General features: G+C 67.2%; 9 protein-coding genes and 1 pseudogene. 1 reads left to right on the top strand and 9 read right to left on the bottom strand.

Features of this window, described 5'->3' with window-relative positions; genetic code table 11:
- Positions 1 to 103: 103 nt before the first annotated feature.
- Positions 104 to 961 carry a fumarylacetoacetate hydrolase family protein gene (locus tag ACVCMJ_RS05175; protein WP_447080372.1) on the bottom strand — a complete coding sequence of 286 codons (858 nt, stop codon included), beginning with the start codon at positions 959 to 961 and terminating at the stop codon, positions 104 to 106.
- Positions 962 to 985: 24 nt separating this feature from the next.
- On the bottom strand, positions 986 to 1,732 hold the full coding sequence (locus tag ACVCMJ_RS05180) for an SDR family oxidoreductase (protein WP_447080373.1): 747 nt from the start codon (positions 1,730 to 1,732) through the stop codon (positions 986 to 988).
- A gap of 285 nt (positions 1,733 to 2,017) precedes the next feature.
- On the opposite strand from ACVCMJ_RS05180, the gene ACVCMJ_RS05185 reads away from it, so the two are divergent.
- Positions 2,018 to 2,830, top strand: coding sequence for an IclR family transcriptional regulator (locus ACVCMJ_RS05185; protein ID WP_447080374.1), 813 nt, complete (start codon positions 2,018 to 2,020; stop codon positions 2,828 to 2,830).
- Positions 2,831 to 2,931: 101 nt separating this feature from the next.
- Here ACVCMJ_RS05185 and ACVCMJ_RS05190 read toward each other — a convergent pair whose 3' ends face one another.
- From ACVCMJ_RS05190 to recC, 7 genes and pseudogenes are all read right to left on the bottom strand, one after another.
- Positions 2,932 to 3,894, bottom strand: a complete 963-nt coding sequence (locus ACVCMJ_RS05190) for an LD-carboxypeptidase (RefSeq protein WP_447082679.1) — start codon at positions 3,892 to 3,894, stop codon at positions 2,932 to 2,934.
- 195 nt (positions 3,895 to 4,089) lie between these two features.
- Positions 4,090 to 4,686 (bottom strand): annotated as a pseudogene (tadA, locus tag ACVCMJ_RS05195) (tRNA adenosine(34) deaminase TadA); the annotation flags it as partial.
- Positions 4,595 to 5,443, bottom strand: coding sequence for an HAD family hydrolase (locus ACVCMJ_RS05200; RefSeq protein WP_447080375.1), 849 nt, complete (start codon positions 5,441 to 5,443; stop codon positions 4,595 to 4,597). The gene ACVCMJ_RS05200 and the pseudogene tadA, both read right to left, overlap by 92 nt.
- Positions 5,444 to 5,461: 18 nt before the next feature.
- A complete protein-coding gene (locus ACVCMJ_RS05205) occupies positions 5,462 to 6,946 on the bottom strand; it encodes an NAD(P)H-hydrate dehydratase (protein ID WP_447080376.1) in 1,485 nt (494 codons plus the stop codon).
- 28 nt (positions 6,947 to 6,974) lie between these two features.
- Positions 6,975 to 8,996 (bottom strand): exodeoxyribonuclease V subunit alpha, encoded by a 2,022-nt coding sequence (gene recD / locus ACVCMJ_RS05210; protein WP_447082750.1) that lies wholly within the window; start codon positions 8,994 to 8,996, stop codon positions 6,975 to 6,977.
- Positions 8,989 to 12,660 (bottom strand): exodeoxyribonuclease V subunit beta, encoded by a 3,672-nt coding sequence (gene recB, locus ACVCMJ_RS05215; RefSeq protein WP_447080378.1) that lies wholly within the window; start codon positions 12,658 to 12,660, stop codon positions 8,989 to 8,991. The genes recD and recB overlap by 8 nt, the downstream gene beginning before the upstream one ends.
- A complete protein-coding gene (gene recC, locus ACVCMJ_RS05220) occupies positions 12,660 to 16,193 on the bottom strand; it encodes an exodeoxyribonuclease V subunit gamma (RefSeq protein ID WP_447080379.1) in 3,534 nt (1,177 codons plus the stop codon). The genes recB and recC overlap by 1 nt, the downstream gene beginning before the upstream one ends.
- Positions 16,194 to 16,263: the final 70 nt, after the last annotated feature.

Genomic DNA, 16,263 nt, shown 5'->3' on the forward strand with positions numbered 1-16,263 from the left:
CAAACCGCGCCAGTGAAAGAGCCGGGCAAACCGGCCCAATGTCGAAGGCTAGTGTCCCGTTCGGTTAGTTCGTGTCAAACATCAGGATTAACCGAACGGGACACTAGGCCAGCAACGCCGCGTCCCAGGCGCAGACGCGCTGGTTCTGCTCCCCCAGGCCCTGAATGCCGAGCCGGACCGTATCGCCAGCCTTCAAATAGACCGGCGGCTTCTGGCCCAGGCCCACTCCCGGGGGCGTACCGGTGGAGATGATGTCGCCCGGCTCCAGGGTGGTGAAGCGGCTCAGGTACTCGACCAGCGTGGCCACGCCGAAAATCATGGTCCGCGTATTGCCGCTCTGATAGCGCTTGCCGCTGACTTCGAGCCACATGTCCAGATTCTGCGGGTCCGCGATTTCATCGGCGGTGACGAGCCAGGGGCCCACCGGACCAAAGGTGTCGCAGCCCTTGCCTTTGTCCCAGGTCCCGCCCATTTCGAGCTGGTACTGCCGCTCGGAGACGTCATTGATGACGCAATACCCGGCCACGTGGGACAGCGCATCTTGTTTGGAGACATACCGGGCGCGGCTGCCGATGACCACGCCGAGCTCGACCTCCCAGTCGGTCTTGACGGAGTCGCGCGGCATGACGATGGGATCATTCGCTCCCGTGGGGCGCGACCACTTGTTGAACAGGATCGGCTCCTTGGGGATCTCGGCGCCGGTTTCCTTCGCGTGATCGGTATAGTTCAGGCCGATGCAGATGAACTTGCCGGGATTGGACAGGGGCACGCCCATCCGGCCCGGATTCGCCACCAGCGGCAATTGCCGCAGGTCGATGGCGCGCAGTGCGGCCAAGCCCGCCGGCGACAGTTTGTCGGCCGACAGATCGCCCACGATGGCGCTCAGGTCGCGCACATTGCCCTGCGCATCCAGCGCACCGGGCTTTTCCTGGCCTTGCGGCCCAAAACGAAGCAGTTTCATGGATTTTCCTTTGGACAGGCAGAATCAGTTGGACCAGCCGCCATCGATGATCTGGGCGGTCCCGGTGGTGTAGCCGGATTCATCGCCAGCCAGATACAGGGCCAGATTGGCGATTTCTTCGGGAGTTCCGAGGCGGCCGATGGGCTGGCGTGCCACGAATGCCGCATGCACGGCGTCCACGCTCTGGTGTTGGGCCTGAGCCTGAGTGGCGATACGTTCTTTGAGGGACGGCGATTCCACCGTGCCCGGGCAAATGGCATTGCAGCGAATGCCGCGCCCCACGAAATCAGCGGCGATCGACTTGGTCAACCCTATGACGGCAGCCTTGGTCGTGCCATAGACGAAGCGATTCGGCACGCCTTTCACGCTGGAAGCGACCGACGACATATTGACGATCGAGCCATGCCCGCGCTCCAGCATGCCGGGCAATACGGCCTTGATGATTTCGTACATGGCCGTGACGTTCAGCGCGAAGGAAAAATCCCAGGACTTGCGGCTGCATTCCAGGATGGTGCCGCCGTCCACGAAGCCCGCGCAATTGAACAGGACGTCGATCGCGCCGATTTCCTGCACGGTTGCATGGATTGCCGCCACGTCGGTCACATCGAGCCGGCGGGTTTCGCAACCCTGCAGGCCCTGGAGGGCCGCCTGATTGATGTCGGTGGCGAACACGCGCGCGCCTTCCTGGGCAAACCGCAACGCGGTCGCCCGCCCTATCCCGTTTGCCGCTGCCGTCACCAGCGCCGTTTTGCCTTGCAGACGTCCTGCCATGATGTTTTCCTTGAAGTGATGGAGCTTACCCGCGCGGCGCCAGGCGCATCGCCGCGCACCGGATCGCTGCATTCTAGGTATAAAATCAATTTTTATATAAGAAATGCCATCATAGCCACCACGACTGTTCTTCACAATGCGATGGACCTTTTCATGCCTAGGTGTTTACCCTGAATATCACCGGAGAACACCGTAAAATCGTGTAAAACGTCTCACATATGAAATGAATTATTCATATCTAAAAAATAATCTGGAAACAGTCCCCGCCAGGAGGCCTGCCACAGCATGAACCCGGAATCGCCCGCCCCACTCGCCCCGCCCGAGGAAAAAAAGGCGCGATACACCGCGCCCGCCCTGGAAAAGGGTCTGGACATCCTCGAGATCCTCAGTACCACCACGGACGGCTATACGTTGAATCAGCTCGCCCAGGAGCTGGGCCGGGGCGTGAGCCAGATTTTTCGGATGGTCGTGACCCTGGAACGGCGGGGCTACATCCAGGCAGACGACAACGACCGCTATACGCTCACGCTGCAGCTTTTCCAGCTCGCGCACCGGCACCCGCCCATCAAGCGGCTTTCACAGGTGGCACTGCCTTTTCTGCACGAACTGGCGCAACGCGCACAGCAATCCTGCCACCTCGCCGTCTACGAACAGGGCCGCGTCGTCGTGCTGGCCCAGGTGGACAGCCCGGAACGCTGGTCCTTCGGTCTGAAGGCCGGATCGTTGATGGGCCTGACCGACACGTCCTCCGGTCACATCCTGCTGGCCTATCGGGATGAAATCGAACGGGCCCGCATGCTCAACAGCCACGTCGTCGTGGATGGAGAACAGCGCATGGATCCGGGTCAGCTTCTGTCGATGCTCGCCGACGTGCGCTCACATGGGTATTCGTTGATGCGCAGCATCCAGATCAGCGGGGTGACCAATATCGCATTTCCAGTCTACGGGCCCGGCCGGCAGGTCGTGGCCGCCATCAACATCCCGCACATCGCCCGCATCGACGGCGCGCCGCGCCCCACGATCGAGCAGGTCAAGACCGCACAGGCCGACATCTGCGAACGATTGTCGCGGCAATTGGGTAGCGGCGAGAGCGCCTAACGGCAGCGGCTGGCAGCGGTGCCGCGTAGCATCGACCAGCAGCTCCCGGCAGCAGGGCCGGGCAGCCGCTACCGGTGGCGCCGCTGTCGCTGTGCGGGCCCTCATGCCGCGTGGGCATGCTCCTGCAGCACCAGATGCGCCATGCCGTCCTCGGTGGCGATCCCGACGCGCCGCCCCACCGGCAGGGTCGCCTTGACCCGCACGTGGCCGAACGGCAGTCCGGCGACCACGGGAACGCGGACTGTCTTGCGCAGCCACGCGATGACGGACGGCAGGTCATAGCCGTTGTCGTGGGGCGCCAGCCGGTAATCGGAGAACTGGCCCAGCACGATGGCATGCTGCCGCTCCAGCACCCCGGCGTGCCAGAGCTGCGTCAGCATGCGCTCGATGCGAAACGGATGTTCGGCCACGTCTTCGAGAAACAGGATGCCGCCCCGTATGTCGGGCAGATAGGGGGTACCCACCAGCGAGGCCACCATGGCCAGGTTGCCGCCCCACAGGACGCCGCGGGCGTCGACGGGATCGGCTTCCGGAGATTCGAAGCTCAGGATTTCCAGCTCGCCGGACAGGGTTTCGAGAAACAGGTCCTGGGTCAGCTCATCGACCTTCTTGCCGCCAAAATCGAACAGGGCCATGGGGCCGAGCAGACTGTTCGCCCCTGTGCGCGCCAACAGCGCCAGGCTGAAGACCGTGAAGTCGCTTTGTCCGATGAAGGTCTTGCCGCTATCCGCCACCGCCCGCCAGTCGATGAAGGGCAGCAGGCGGCTCAGGCCATAGCCGCCGCGCGTGGCCATCACCACAGGATGCGGCTGCTTGAGGGCTCGGACGATGCTCGCCAGCCGCTGCTTGTCGGTGCCCGCGAAACGTTCGTGTACCGCCTTCGCGGCACGATCCACGCCCACATGGAAACCCAGTGCCCGCAGGCGCTTGGCGGCCAGCGCCAGCACGTCCGGGTCGGGAACCGCCCCCGACGGCGAAATCAGGTAGATCCCCGAGGGTCGGCCGTGAACATGGGACGCACCGTCGTGATCGGAGTCATGGGCGTGGGCGCGATCATGAGCCATGGCGGATTCACCGCCATGGCCGTGATCTGCATCATGGCCTTGATCTGCATCATGGCCGTGACCTCGGCCACGGACGGATGTCGGTCTCTGGGGGTGGCTCTTCTGGGCTGGCATGTCGGTTGCATTCCGCGATGAGTGGTTTGAGGGTTGCGCGCCGCGGCGCGCCCGAAAGAATCCGCGCAACAGCTCGCCGCAGGCGGGAGCGAGAACCCCTGCCCGAACCCGCGCATGGTGATTGAGCTGCGCCTGCCGCGAAAGGTCGACCACACCGCCGCAGGCGCCGGTCTTGGGATCCGCGGCACCGTAGACGATCTCCGCCACGCGCGCATGGAACATGGCCCCCAGGCACATGGCACAGGGTTCCAGCGTCACGTAGAGCCGGGCCCCGGTCAGTCTATGATTGGACCGGCCCAGCGCCGCCGCCCGGAGGGCGACGATCTCGGCGTGCGCGGTGGGGTCGTGGTCGACAATGGTGCGATTATGGCCCGTGGCCAATAACCGCCCCTCAGCATCCAGCACCACGGCCCCCACCGGCACCTCGCCCAGCGCGGCCGCCTGCCGCGCCTGCTCCAACGCCAAGGCCATCGCGCCTTCATCGTCCAGGACGGCGGAAGCGGCCTCCGGGCTGGGCCGGGGCACCGCCGTGGCCGCAGCCACCGGCTGGAGCCCCGCCGAGTTCCGCGCCATGCTGACATGCCCTTCAGCCACGATAAATCCTGGCATTGAGCACGATCTTGGTGGCCAGGCTCTCCACGGCCTCTTCCAGCCACTGGTAGAGTTCGGCGTTTTCATCGAAGCGCGCCTGATTCAGATTGGAGACTCGCCCCTCCTGGATGAATCCCCACGCCCGGCTGCGCTTTTCGCGGTGGCGCGGGTCCCATACGCCGAACGCCACGCCGCCCGACCGGCGAATCAGCGAAAAACATGGAATGTCGGTGTAACCGTCGCCCACGAAAATCATCTGTTCGAACGGTACCCGCAGCTTGTCCGCATCGACCTTGCGGTTCACCTCGAAGGGCTTGTTGCGCGACTCTGGCCCGATGATGCCTTTCTGGATATGGAACAGGTAGCGCGTCTTGTCCGTGAAACTGACGACCCGGCGCGGAAAGTCGATCGCACCGTCCGCGCCGTAATGAAATTCCGACGCCCAGATATCGGTGAACTGTGCCGCAATGGGCGTGCTGCGCAACACATCGCCCAGGCCGCTGGAAATCAGGTAGAACTCCAGCTGTACCGTCGGATGGGCTTGGCGCAGCCGCGAGCGCAGCCGGTCGAAGAGCGAGTCCACACCATCATGCAGCGGCAACCGGCGGCCCCACGCCTGCAGGCGCGCGCGCGTGATGGGCCCATGGGTGCCGGACTGCGACAGCTGCAGCATGCGATAAAGGTAGGCCGGGACAGGATCCCAGTCCTCTTGATCCAGCAGCGGCCCGACCCGGTCCCGCCAGAACACGGATGCGTCCACGCCCATTTCCTGCAGGAACCCGGATGTACTGTCGGGCGCCAGCGTGTCGTCAAAATCAAATACCAGCGCAATGACATCGGCCATAGTGCCTTTCCCTCGTGTTCAGCTCAATCGCGCCAGCGCCTGCAAGGCGCCCGGCAGCGCAGACGGCAAATCTTCGGCCAGCAGCCCGGGACCCAGTTGATCGGCCGCCAGGCCATGCAGCCAGACCGCCGCACAGGCCGCCTCGAACGGCGGCATGCCCGCGGCCACCAGCCCCGTCACCATGCCCGCCAGCACGTCGCCCGTCCCTGCGGTGGCGAGCGTAGGGGGCGCGTTGTCGTTGATCACGCACCGGCCATCGGGCGCGGCCACCACCGTATCGGCGCCCTTGAGGACCACCACCGCGCCGCTGGCGCGAGCCGCTTCCGCCGCACGCTGCAGTTTATCGCCTTCATGCGCAAACACGCGGGCAAATTCGCCTTCATGCGGAGTCAGCACGCAGCGCCCATGCAAGGCGCGGATCAGCGCCTCGGGCTGATCCGCGAATACCGTCAACGCATCGGCGTCCAGCACACAAGGCCGCCCCGTAGCCAGCAAGGCGAGCACTTGCGAGCACGCCTTTGGCGCCCGGCCCAGACCCGGGCCAATCAGCAGGGCATTGCGTCTGGCGTCGGCCAGCGCCGCTGAAACATCATCGCTCGCCGGCAGGGCCTCCACCATGATCGAGGTCAGCGCGCCGGCCTGAATCGCCCAGGCCTGCGCCGGTACCGCCAACGTGACGAGACCGGCGCCCAGGCGCGCCGCTGCCAGGCAGGCAAGGCGGCTGGCTCCCAGCAGAGTGCCGCCACCTACCACCAGCGCATGGCCTCGGCGGTATTTGTGGCCCGCCGCATCGGGCCATGGGAACAGCCCGATCCAAAGGTCCGGATCGTTCGCCCAGACCTGCGGTGAGATGGTCTCCAGCACCGAAGGCTGAATGCCGATGTCGGCGCAGACCACTTGACCGCACAACAGGCGCCCCGGCAGCAGCAGATGCCCCGGCTTGCGCCGGAAAAACGTCACCGTCAGGTCCGCCTGAACGGCAGCGCCCATGATCCGACCGCTCCCGCCGTCCAGCCCGCTGGGGACGTCGATGGCGCACACCGGCGCTGCGGCGGCATTCACCGCGTCGACCAACGCGCAAAGATCTCGGCCCAGCGGCCGGCTGAGACCCGCCCCCAGCAGGCCGTCAACGATCAATCCAGCCCCTTCCAGCGCCCCGGCTCGAGCGGCTTCCACCGGTCCCTGCCAAGTGCTGGCCGCCCAGGCGGCATCTCCGCGCAGGCGATCGCGCTCGCCCCACAAGGCCACCCGCACCGGCCAGCCGGCCTCCTGCAGCAGTCGGGCCACGACCCAGCCGTCGCCGCCATTGTTCCCCGGACCGCACAACACCACGGTAGGCGCTGGCGACCAGCGTGCCTGGATGGCGCGCACCACCGCTGCGCCCGCTGCCGCCATCAAGCTGGCCCCCGGAACGCCGGCGGCGATGGTGCGGCTATCCGCCACCGCCATCTGCGCCGGCGTCAGGAGTGCGTGCGCCGCTGCGTGCCGGGCCCATTCATTCATGACACTTTCTTCCATGCTTGTCCGCCCGTCAGGCGTCGGGATCCCAAATACCGCCGGCGCGATGCGTGGCATGGCGCACAGCCTCGTCCAGCAGGGCCGGCGACCCCGGCAATACCAGCACCAGGGATTCGCGCGCCCGCGTCGCTCCGGTATACAACAACTCGCGCGTGAGGAGCGGCCCGGGCCGCTCCGGAAGCACCAGGACCACGTGATCGAACTCGGATCCCTGGGACTTGTGCACGGTCAAGGCATACACGGTTTCAATATCGGACAGCCGCGCCGGAGAAACCCAGCGCACCCGCCCTTCGCCGCTCCCGGCAAACGCCGCCCGCAGCACACGCCGACCGGCGTGCCGCGGATCGGGCAGATTCAGCACCACGCCGATGTCGCCGTTGGCCAGCCCCAGGCCCGGCTGGTTGCGCGTCACCAGAATCGGACGTCCCAAATACCACGGACCGGCATCCGGCGCGATGCGGCCCAGAGCCCGCAATCGCGACTCGATGAGCCGGTTCAGGCCCTCCACTCCCCACGGCCCGGTGCGCAAGGCGCACAGCACCTGGAAGCGGGCCTGGCACTCCAGAACGGAGCGCGCCCAGCGATCCCAAGCCGGCCGGACGGCATCCACGGACGGCATGGCATCCTGCACTGTCCTAAAGAGCGCCGGATAGCCGGACGGACCCAGGACGCCTGCGTCTTCCAGCCAATGTGCGGGTGCCCCGCTCCCGCTCGTCCCCTGAAGCGGCAGGAACCTCAATCCCGGCAGCGGCTGATCGTACAGCGCGGCAACAGCGGCGGTATCCTGGGTATTCACGGCGGCCGCAAAGCGCCCGATACCGCTGTTTTCATCGAACCGATGGCTATGGCGCAGCATCACCACCCCCTGATCCAGCGGCGTACCCTCCTCGTCCTGCCACCGCGCAGCAGGCGCCTGGCCACAAAAGGCGCGCAGGCGCTCGCAATGATCCGGCCGATAGTGTCCCTGTGGCGCCCGTGCGCACAGCTCGCCCAGCACGGCCCCCGCCTCGACGGAGGCCAGTTGGTCACGGTCTCCCAACAACACCAGCCGCGCCGATTCCGGCAGCGCGGCCAGCGTGGCGTCCATCATCTCGATATCCATCATCGAGGCCTCATCGACGACCAGCACATCCAGATCCAGCGGATGGCCGGCGTGATACACCAGGCGGCGTGTATCCGGACGGCTGCCCAACAGCCGGTGCAACGTGACGACCTCGGCCGGAATCCGTTCCATGGCCGCCTGCAAGGCGGTATCGGCGCGGTGCCGCAGCTCGTCCAGCCTACCTGCAATGGATTCGCTCAGCCGCGCGGCGGCCTTGCCAGTGGGGGCCGCCAGGCAGATGCGCAAGCCGCGCGTCAGGCCCCGCTCCTGTGCCAGCCCCTGCAACACGGCCAGCAATCGAACCACCGTGGTGGTCTTGCCGGTCCCGGGGCCGCCCGTGATGATGCAAAAATCGTGCAGCAAGGCATTGGCACAGGCAATCTTCTGCCAGTCCAGCGCGCCGTCGCCGGGCGTAAACACGCGATCCAGCCAGGACCGAGCCGACGCGGCGTTCTCGGACTCCACGGCAGGGGAGGACAACCGCGCGGCGATACCCGCGCGGATGCGTGCCGCGGCGCGCCAATAGCGGGCCAGATACAGCCGATGAGCATGCAGCACCAGCGGCTCCTCTCCGGCGCCGTCACCCACGAACGCCGCCGCCATCAGCGCCGACCGGCAGGCATCCGGATCCGGCGGCAGCCAGGCCGGGCGGTGGCCGCCTGCCTCGACTCGCCAGTCTTCGGGAAGCTCCGTATGCCAATGGCGGCACAGCTGCGCCATATCCAGGCAAGGGTGACCCTGCGCCAGGCGGGCACTGCACAGGACGGCCAGCCGCACGGCCGTCTCCGGCGCCTGCGGCGCCTGCCGCACCAGGAATCGGCCCAATGCCACATCCAGGTCCCGCAAGCCCTGGACCGCCGGATAGGCCAGCCATCCGGGAAACGGCGCCGCGCCGGATTCGGCCGACACGGCCCGGACGGGCGATTCACCCACGGCGGTTCTCCTCATGACTTTCGCCGCCCGACTGCCCGCGGAACAGCGCATCGAGCGCTTCCACGAGTGACTCGGGCGGACGCCCGGCCAGCAGCCCCTGGCCCGGGAAATCCTGTCCGCGCAGGAACAGGTAGAGAGCGCCGCCCATATGGCGGTCATAGCGATAGTCGGGCAGACGGGCCTTCAGTTGCCGATGCAAGGCCAACACATACATGGCCATCTGCACGTCGTAACGCGCGATGCACATGGCGCGAACCAACGCCGGAGGCGCATAGTCCGATGCCTGAGGCCCCAGATCATTGGACTTGTAGTCGATCAGGTAGTAGCGGCCGTCCGCCTGGAGCACCAGATCGATGAATCCCTTGAACATGCCGTTCAGATGAGTGGGAGCGAGCCCGGGTCGATCAACGCCCGGAAAGAGCTGCCGGCCGATCCGCCCATCGAGCCGGGCCGTGTCGAGATCGGCCACCGGCAACCAGAACTCCATCTCGGGCACACAGGTCTGAACGCTGTCCAGGCGCAACACGGAACCGTCAGGGGGAGGCAGTCGCCAATCGGTGGCCGCGAAGTCCACCAGCCACTGGTGGAGCCCGTCGATATGCGCCTCCCAGCCGCGTACCTTGCAACGGCGGGCGATCAGATCGCGCGCGTCCTCCAGATGCCGGAACTGGCGGCGTCCGGCCCATTCCAGCAGCCCGTGCAGGAAGGTGCCCGCCTCGCTGCCGCGCGGGAAATCCCGCAACGGGCCCGCGCGACCACCATCGGGCTGCGCGCCCCGGCCCTCGGCCAGCGCCGCCGGAGCCCACCGGTTCTCGCGCAGCACGTCCTCCGCAGCCGACTGCGGGGCGGCCGGCACCACCAGGGCCGTTGCGGCGTCGCGCGCGGCATCCGGCCGATGCAGCGCGGAATAGCTCGCAATCCACCAGGACTGCGCCACGGCGGGCCCCGCCAAGCGGCGCGCGGGACCGAGCGCCCGGGGGGCATCCTCCTCGACGCGCAGGGATTCTTCCCACGCATCGTCCCGCTCCCACACCACGGCCCCCGCTCCGTCGCCGACCAGGCCATCCCAGGCAGCGTGAAGGTCTTCACCCAGCACGTGGCCGATGCCGCTGTCGTTGACGGCCTTCAACGGGCCGAGCACGACCCAGGCGGCATGGCAGGCGCGCGTCAGCGCCACGTACAGCTTGCGGACCTCTTCGCCCAGGCGCTCCAGCGCGAGCTGCCGCGCCTGAGCATCATCGGGCGCCATGACCCAGACTGAACGGCCGTCCTGGATGAGACGGGCCGGTCCGCGGTCGTGGCGCGCGGATGGAGCGGCGCAGACAAACGGCAGAAAGACCAGCGGATATTCCAGGCCCTTGGACTTGTGCACCGTCACCACCCGGACCAGATCCTCATCGCTTTCCAGCCTCACCCGGCGCGCATCCTCATCAGTGGGGGACTGACGCTGCTGCTCCAGGAATCGCAACACCGCGTGCTGGCCGTCCAGGTGATCCGCCGCCTGCTGCAGCAGCTCGGCCAGATGCAGGCAATCCGTCAACTGGCGTTCGCCCTCCGCGCCGTCGGCCAACAGCCGGGCCGGAACCTCGAAATCGTGCATCAGCATGCGCAGCATGGGAAGCAGGCCGCGCTGCCACCAACACCGGTGATAGGCCTGGAATCGCCCGACCTGCGCGTCCCAGGCGCTCTCGTCCTCGACCAACGCATCCAGCCGGTTCACGGAAAGCCCGAGCAGCGGCGTCGCCAGCGCGGCCCGCACAGCCCGCTCGTCTTCGGGCTGCGCGCACGCCCGCAGGCAGACCGCAAGCTCCCGGGCCAGGGGGGAGTCATAAACCGAATCGCGCTCCGACAGATAGACACTGCGCAGGCCCACACGGCCCAAGGCCGCGCGGACCTGGCGGGCCTCGGCGTGATTGTTGACCAGAACGGCCACGTCGGCCGGCCGTACGGCGCGAAAACCCTGCTCCTCATCGTCAAACCCGGCCCCGCCAGAGCGGCCCATGGCCAGGAGCGAGGCGATCCTGGCCGCACAAAGCGCGGCCGCCTGTTCCCGGTAACGCCCCACGCCCAGGGTTTCGCCTGCCCTCTCCGGCGCCAGCCAGAATCCGTTCAGGGCGCTGCCAGCCGAGCCTTCCACCCGCCAGGTATCGCGGCGCCCTCGGGATTTGACCGGCTCGAACGCGATGGTCTCCCCGGGGATACCGGTCGGAAACGCTGAATCGCCGCGCCGACCGAAGCATCGGTTGACGGCATCCACCATCGCGTGCGAAGCCCGGAAATTCCGGTCCAGGGTATGAACGCGGTCCCCGCAATCGCGCGCGGCCCGCAGATAAGTGTGCACGTCGGCGCCGCGGAAGCCGTAGATCGACTGCTTGGGATCTCCGATGAGGACCAGCGCCGTCTCCGGGTCGTTGCGGGCCACGTCATAGACCCGATCGAAGATCCGGTACTGAAGAGGATCCGTATCCTGGAACTCGTCGATCAGCGCCACCGGAAACTGACGGCGCAAGGTCCGCACGAGGATCGGCCCGCGCTCCCCTTCGAGTGCCCGTGCCAGGCCGGCAAGCAAACCGTCGAAGCCCGTTTGCGCACGCGCCGACAGCGCCTGCTGCAAGCGCGCGGCCATCCAGCCAACGGCGTGCTGCAACAACGGCCCCCGCAGCGACAAGTCCGCCAGATCGCGCTGCAGCTGCGCCAGCGCCGCACTGAGCGGGTGGGAGGGCGCCGGCCCCATGCCCGACCACCAGGCCGCAATGCCTTCCGGCACCAGACGCTCCCAGCCTTTCTTCATGTCGGGCGGGGACTCCTGTGCAGGATCGCCCGCCCAGCTGCGCAGCGCGTCCAGCCAGCGATGCACGGTCGAGGCGCTGTAGCGTTTCAGGCCGCCGCGGATGTCTTCCAGCCAATGCTCCAGCACGTCGGCGTCCCGTACCCATGGACGCTTCAGCGCCTGCAGGCTCACGGCGCGGGAGGCCGCTGCCTGTGCGCAGGCCCGCGCCAGCGTCATGTCCGGCGCGGAGGGCAACGCCTCCAGCGTGAGCAGCGTTGACAGATCCAGCAGCGCGTCGGGTTTGGGCCACACGGAAAGGACGTGGTCCAGAAGGGCCCCATCCAGACCCGCGACCTGACTGCGCCAGTAATCCCAGGCGACCTGGCGGATCTGCTCGCGCAGATCGGTTTGCAGATCCTGATCGAACAGGCTGCCGCTGTCGAACGCATGCTGGCGCAAAACGCGCGCGCACCACGCGTGGATGGTAAAGATCGACGCCTCGTCCATGGACTGGGCCGCCAACGCCAGCAAACGGGCAGCGTTGGGCCACTCGTCGGGCGGATAGTGCGCGCGCAAACCAGCCAGGAACGCGTCGCCCGCGGCATCGGGTGCGGCATCGGCGGTCGTGGAGGCATCGTCCGGTTCCGCAAACGCCGCGGCCGCCTGGGACAGGCGCGCGCGGATCCGGTCCCGCAACTCACGCGCGGCCGCCTCGGTGAAGGTCAGCACCAGGATATCGGCCGGCAGACGGGGCGGATGACCGCCATGCCCCAGCACCAGCCGGACGTAGAGCGCAGCGATGGTCCAAGTCTTTCCGGTCCCGGCGCTGGCCTCGATCAGGTGGCTGCCGCGCAATTCGAACTGCAGCGGGTCCACCGGCGAAACAGTCGGCATCAGCCCTTCCCCCTGCCGCCGGAAGCACCGGACACCGTGGCGCTCAATGCGCCATACAGGGTCCTGGCCCAGTCGAAGAAGGCTCCACCGGCCACCAGCGAATCGAAATCCGGATAACATCGCCGCAGATAAAGATCATCGCTCATCCGTTCCTCATAGGTGGTGCGAACTTGCGCCCAGCCGTCGTCCTGCGGATCGGCAGGCTGACCCACGCGCAGCCATACGCCGGCCGCATGGGCCTCGACCGGCAAGGCGCTGCACAGGCCCTGGCGCCAGGCAGACCACAAATCGGACCATAACGATTGCCAGGTCCGCTCGTCGCCGGGCCCATCGGCCGCAGCCCACTCCACCCGGCCCTTGGGGCTGATCAGCACGGTCGTGACCGGGCGCCCATGGACATGAGCACAAACATGCTCCACCCATGCCTCCAGCATGGGCGCGAGGCGGTAGTGGTCCTTGCCGTCGACCAGATCGCTGGCAAGCAGGCGGATCCGGCACCACTCGCCCGCCGCGTTGCGACGCCAGCCCGACAGCGTATCCGTGAAGACGAGATCGGCACCGCCCGGTTCCGCGGCTACGCAGCTTTCCATCCGGAAAGCCTCGCTCACCGCTTCCGGCCAGTCGGCGCAGGCTCGTGAAAAGTCCGCCAACGGAGCCTCCAGCACCTGGCGCAACCGCACGATCGCGCGGTCTCCGAGAGCCCCGTCCAGGAGATCTCCCTGGCGTTGCAAACGGGCCAGATCCCGATCCAGCGCTCCATACAGATCGGCCAGCCCCCTGGACCCGCCTGCCCTCTGCAGGCCATCCAGCAAGGTCTGCCGGAGCTGCCATTCCTGCAGCCCGTCGAGCGCATACGGCTCAGCGTCATCGGCGATCGGCTCATCGAGGTCGAACCGGACCCGCAGGCGCTGCTGCATGAATGCCTTGATGGGATGGCGCAGGAAGCGCGACAACGTCGTCAGGCCCAGCGGCGACTCCACCAGACGAGGCGCCAGGACGGCGGATGCCGTTGACCCGGTGGGCGCGGAGCGATCGCGCCACTCCGAGGCGTACGTGAAAAGCGCCTGCGGCCCGGGTGCCGCGCCCGCCTCGAAGTAGCGGCGGCTGAAGGGCTGCAGCGGGTGCACACAGGTCAGGGCCTTGGAAACGCTGGTTTCCGCTCCCTGACAGCGCCAGCCGTTGTCCAGGTGTTCCATGAGCTGCGACACCAGTACCGACGGCGCCTGCTCGGCATTGTCGTGAATATCGCGGCCCACCCAGGAAACGTAAAACTGGTCCCTGGCCGAAAGCAGCGCTTCAAGAAACAGATACCGGTCATCCTCCCGCCGCGAGCGATCGCCGGGCCGCGGATGGCTCGCCATCAAATCGAAATCGGCCGGCACCCGGGTCCTCGGAAAGGCGCCGTCCTGAAGACCCAGCAGGCACACTCGCCGGAACGGAACCGCGCGCATGGGCATAAGGGTCGCGAACGTCACGGCCCCTGCGAAAAAACGCTGCGACAGCCCCTGCTGATCGAGCCGGCCGAGACAGTGTTCGGCGACGATGCTCAGAGGCAAGGCCTCGTCCAGGCCGGTCTGTTCGCACACTTGCAACCAGTCCTGCAGGCATTCGCGGAAACGCAGCAGCGTATGGGCGTCCTCGTCGGTCGCCGGACTGAAAAAATCGTCCAGCAAGGCGCGGCAGCGGGCGACCCAGACCTCGGGCGGCACCGGGTCACGCAGCAGTTCCCAGTAGTGGCCAATGCGCTCGACGAAATGCGCCAGCGCCCCGAGGGCCGCCGCCTGCAGGCCGCCCGGTTCGTCGTAGGGGGCAATGTCCTGCCACGGGCCCGCTTCCGCACCCGCCGCGTAGCCCAGCAGCATGCGTTCCAGGCCGAAAGCCCAGGTATAGCGGTGCGCGGCCCGGGGCGTCTGTTCCAGCCCGAAATCCGTCCGCTGCCGCGCATCCAGCCCCCAACGGACGTTGGATTCACGCGCCCACCGCTGCAACAACGGCAGATCGTCCGCCGCAATCCCGAAACGGTCGCGCACGGCCGGCACATCCAGCCACTCCAGGACTTCCTGCAGGCCCAGACGCAGGCCAGGCAAGGACAGAAGTCGCTCCAGCACGATGACCAACGGGTCGGCATGGCGCTGCCCCCGATCGGCCAATGCAAAAGGAATGTGGCGCCAGTCCTGGGCCTCGTGCAGGCCGAAGACAGCCTGGACGTGCGGAGCATAGGCCTCCACATCCGGCACCATCACGATCACGTCGCGCGGCTGCAGGCTCGGGTCGGCCGCAAAATCGGCCAGCAACTGGTCATGCAGGATTTCCACCTCGCGCTGTGCGCTGTGCGCGATGTGAAAGCGCACCGACCCATCTGCCACAGTGTCCACGGCCGGCCAGCGCGCCCGGGATTCCGACAGCGGCCGCAGGTCGCGGATGTCATCCTGAATCTGCTCCAGCAGCGTGCGGCCCGGCAGCGCCTCGAAAGAATCGATGCGGTGATGCAGCTCGGCCAGCGCCCGCCCGCCGCGGGCGCGCAGCCCCGGATCGTCGAAATCGTCCAGCAGGCCGATGAAATCCCGGCCCTGGCGGCCCCAGGAGGCCAGCAACGGCTGGCTCTGTTGATGCAGCAGCGCCTCATCGGGAATCTGCGGCAGCCCCGGCCGCCGCTGCTGGCGCCGGAACCGCGTGCGGAGGATATCGCGGCTTCCCTGAATATCCGCCCAATAGTGCGCGCAGGGATTGTTCACGCACATCAGGATCTGCACCCAGCGCGCCAGCGCCGCCAGGGCTTCCAGAGTCTGGCGCGGCATGGACGAAATGCCGAACACCAGGACACGACGCGGCAACCCCGCAGGACGGGGACCGTCCGGCAGAGCCCGTACGCGCGCCATGAACGCCTCATGGATAGCCGCCCGCCCCTGCGGCACATCCGGCGCGCCCAGATCGTCCAGCAAGGCGCGCCAAAGCCGGGCCTGCCAGACGTTCTCCTCATCCAGAGGCTCATCTCGGCCCGCGGCATCAGGCAGCACGGCCCGACCCTGTCCCCAGGCCTGCAGCCAATCGGCCCGATAGACCTGGTACTGATCGAACAGGTCCGCCAGACGCCCCGCCAGCTGGTAGCGTTTGCGGCCATCACCGTCACCGGTGAGGTATCGCCGCAGGGGCGCGTACTCCGGCTGCCCCGCCAGCTCAGGCAGCAGCCGCATCAGGCGCCAGGTGAGCGGATCCTTGTCCATGGGAGAATCGGCCGGCACGGACTGCTCGCCCAGTACCGCCCGGTAAGCCTGCCATATGAAGCGCGACGGCAGGAGGAAATCCAGGGCCGCCGCCACCCCGCAGCCTGTCTCGCACTCCGCCAGGGCCAGGCGCAGCCACTGGGCGATGCCGTTGCTATGTACCAACAGGCATTCGTTCTCCAGCGGACCCAGCGGATTCCCGCGCAGCCATGCCACCAGCACATCGCGCAACTGCTCCGCGCGATTGCCGTGCACCAGCATCAACCCCGGCTGCAAGTCCAATCCCGTTCCTCCGTATCGTGTCGGCATTACGCCGCCCGTCGACGGCTGCCGTTCCGTGATGGCGTCCGATTCCCCTGAATGATAGAACGTTTCGACG

It is taken from the genome of Castellaniella sp. UC4447_H14 (assembly GCF_052978285.1).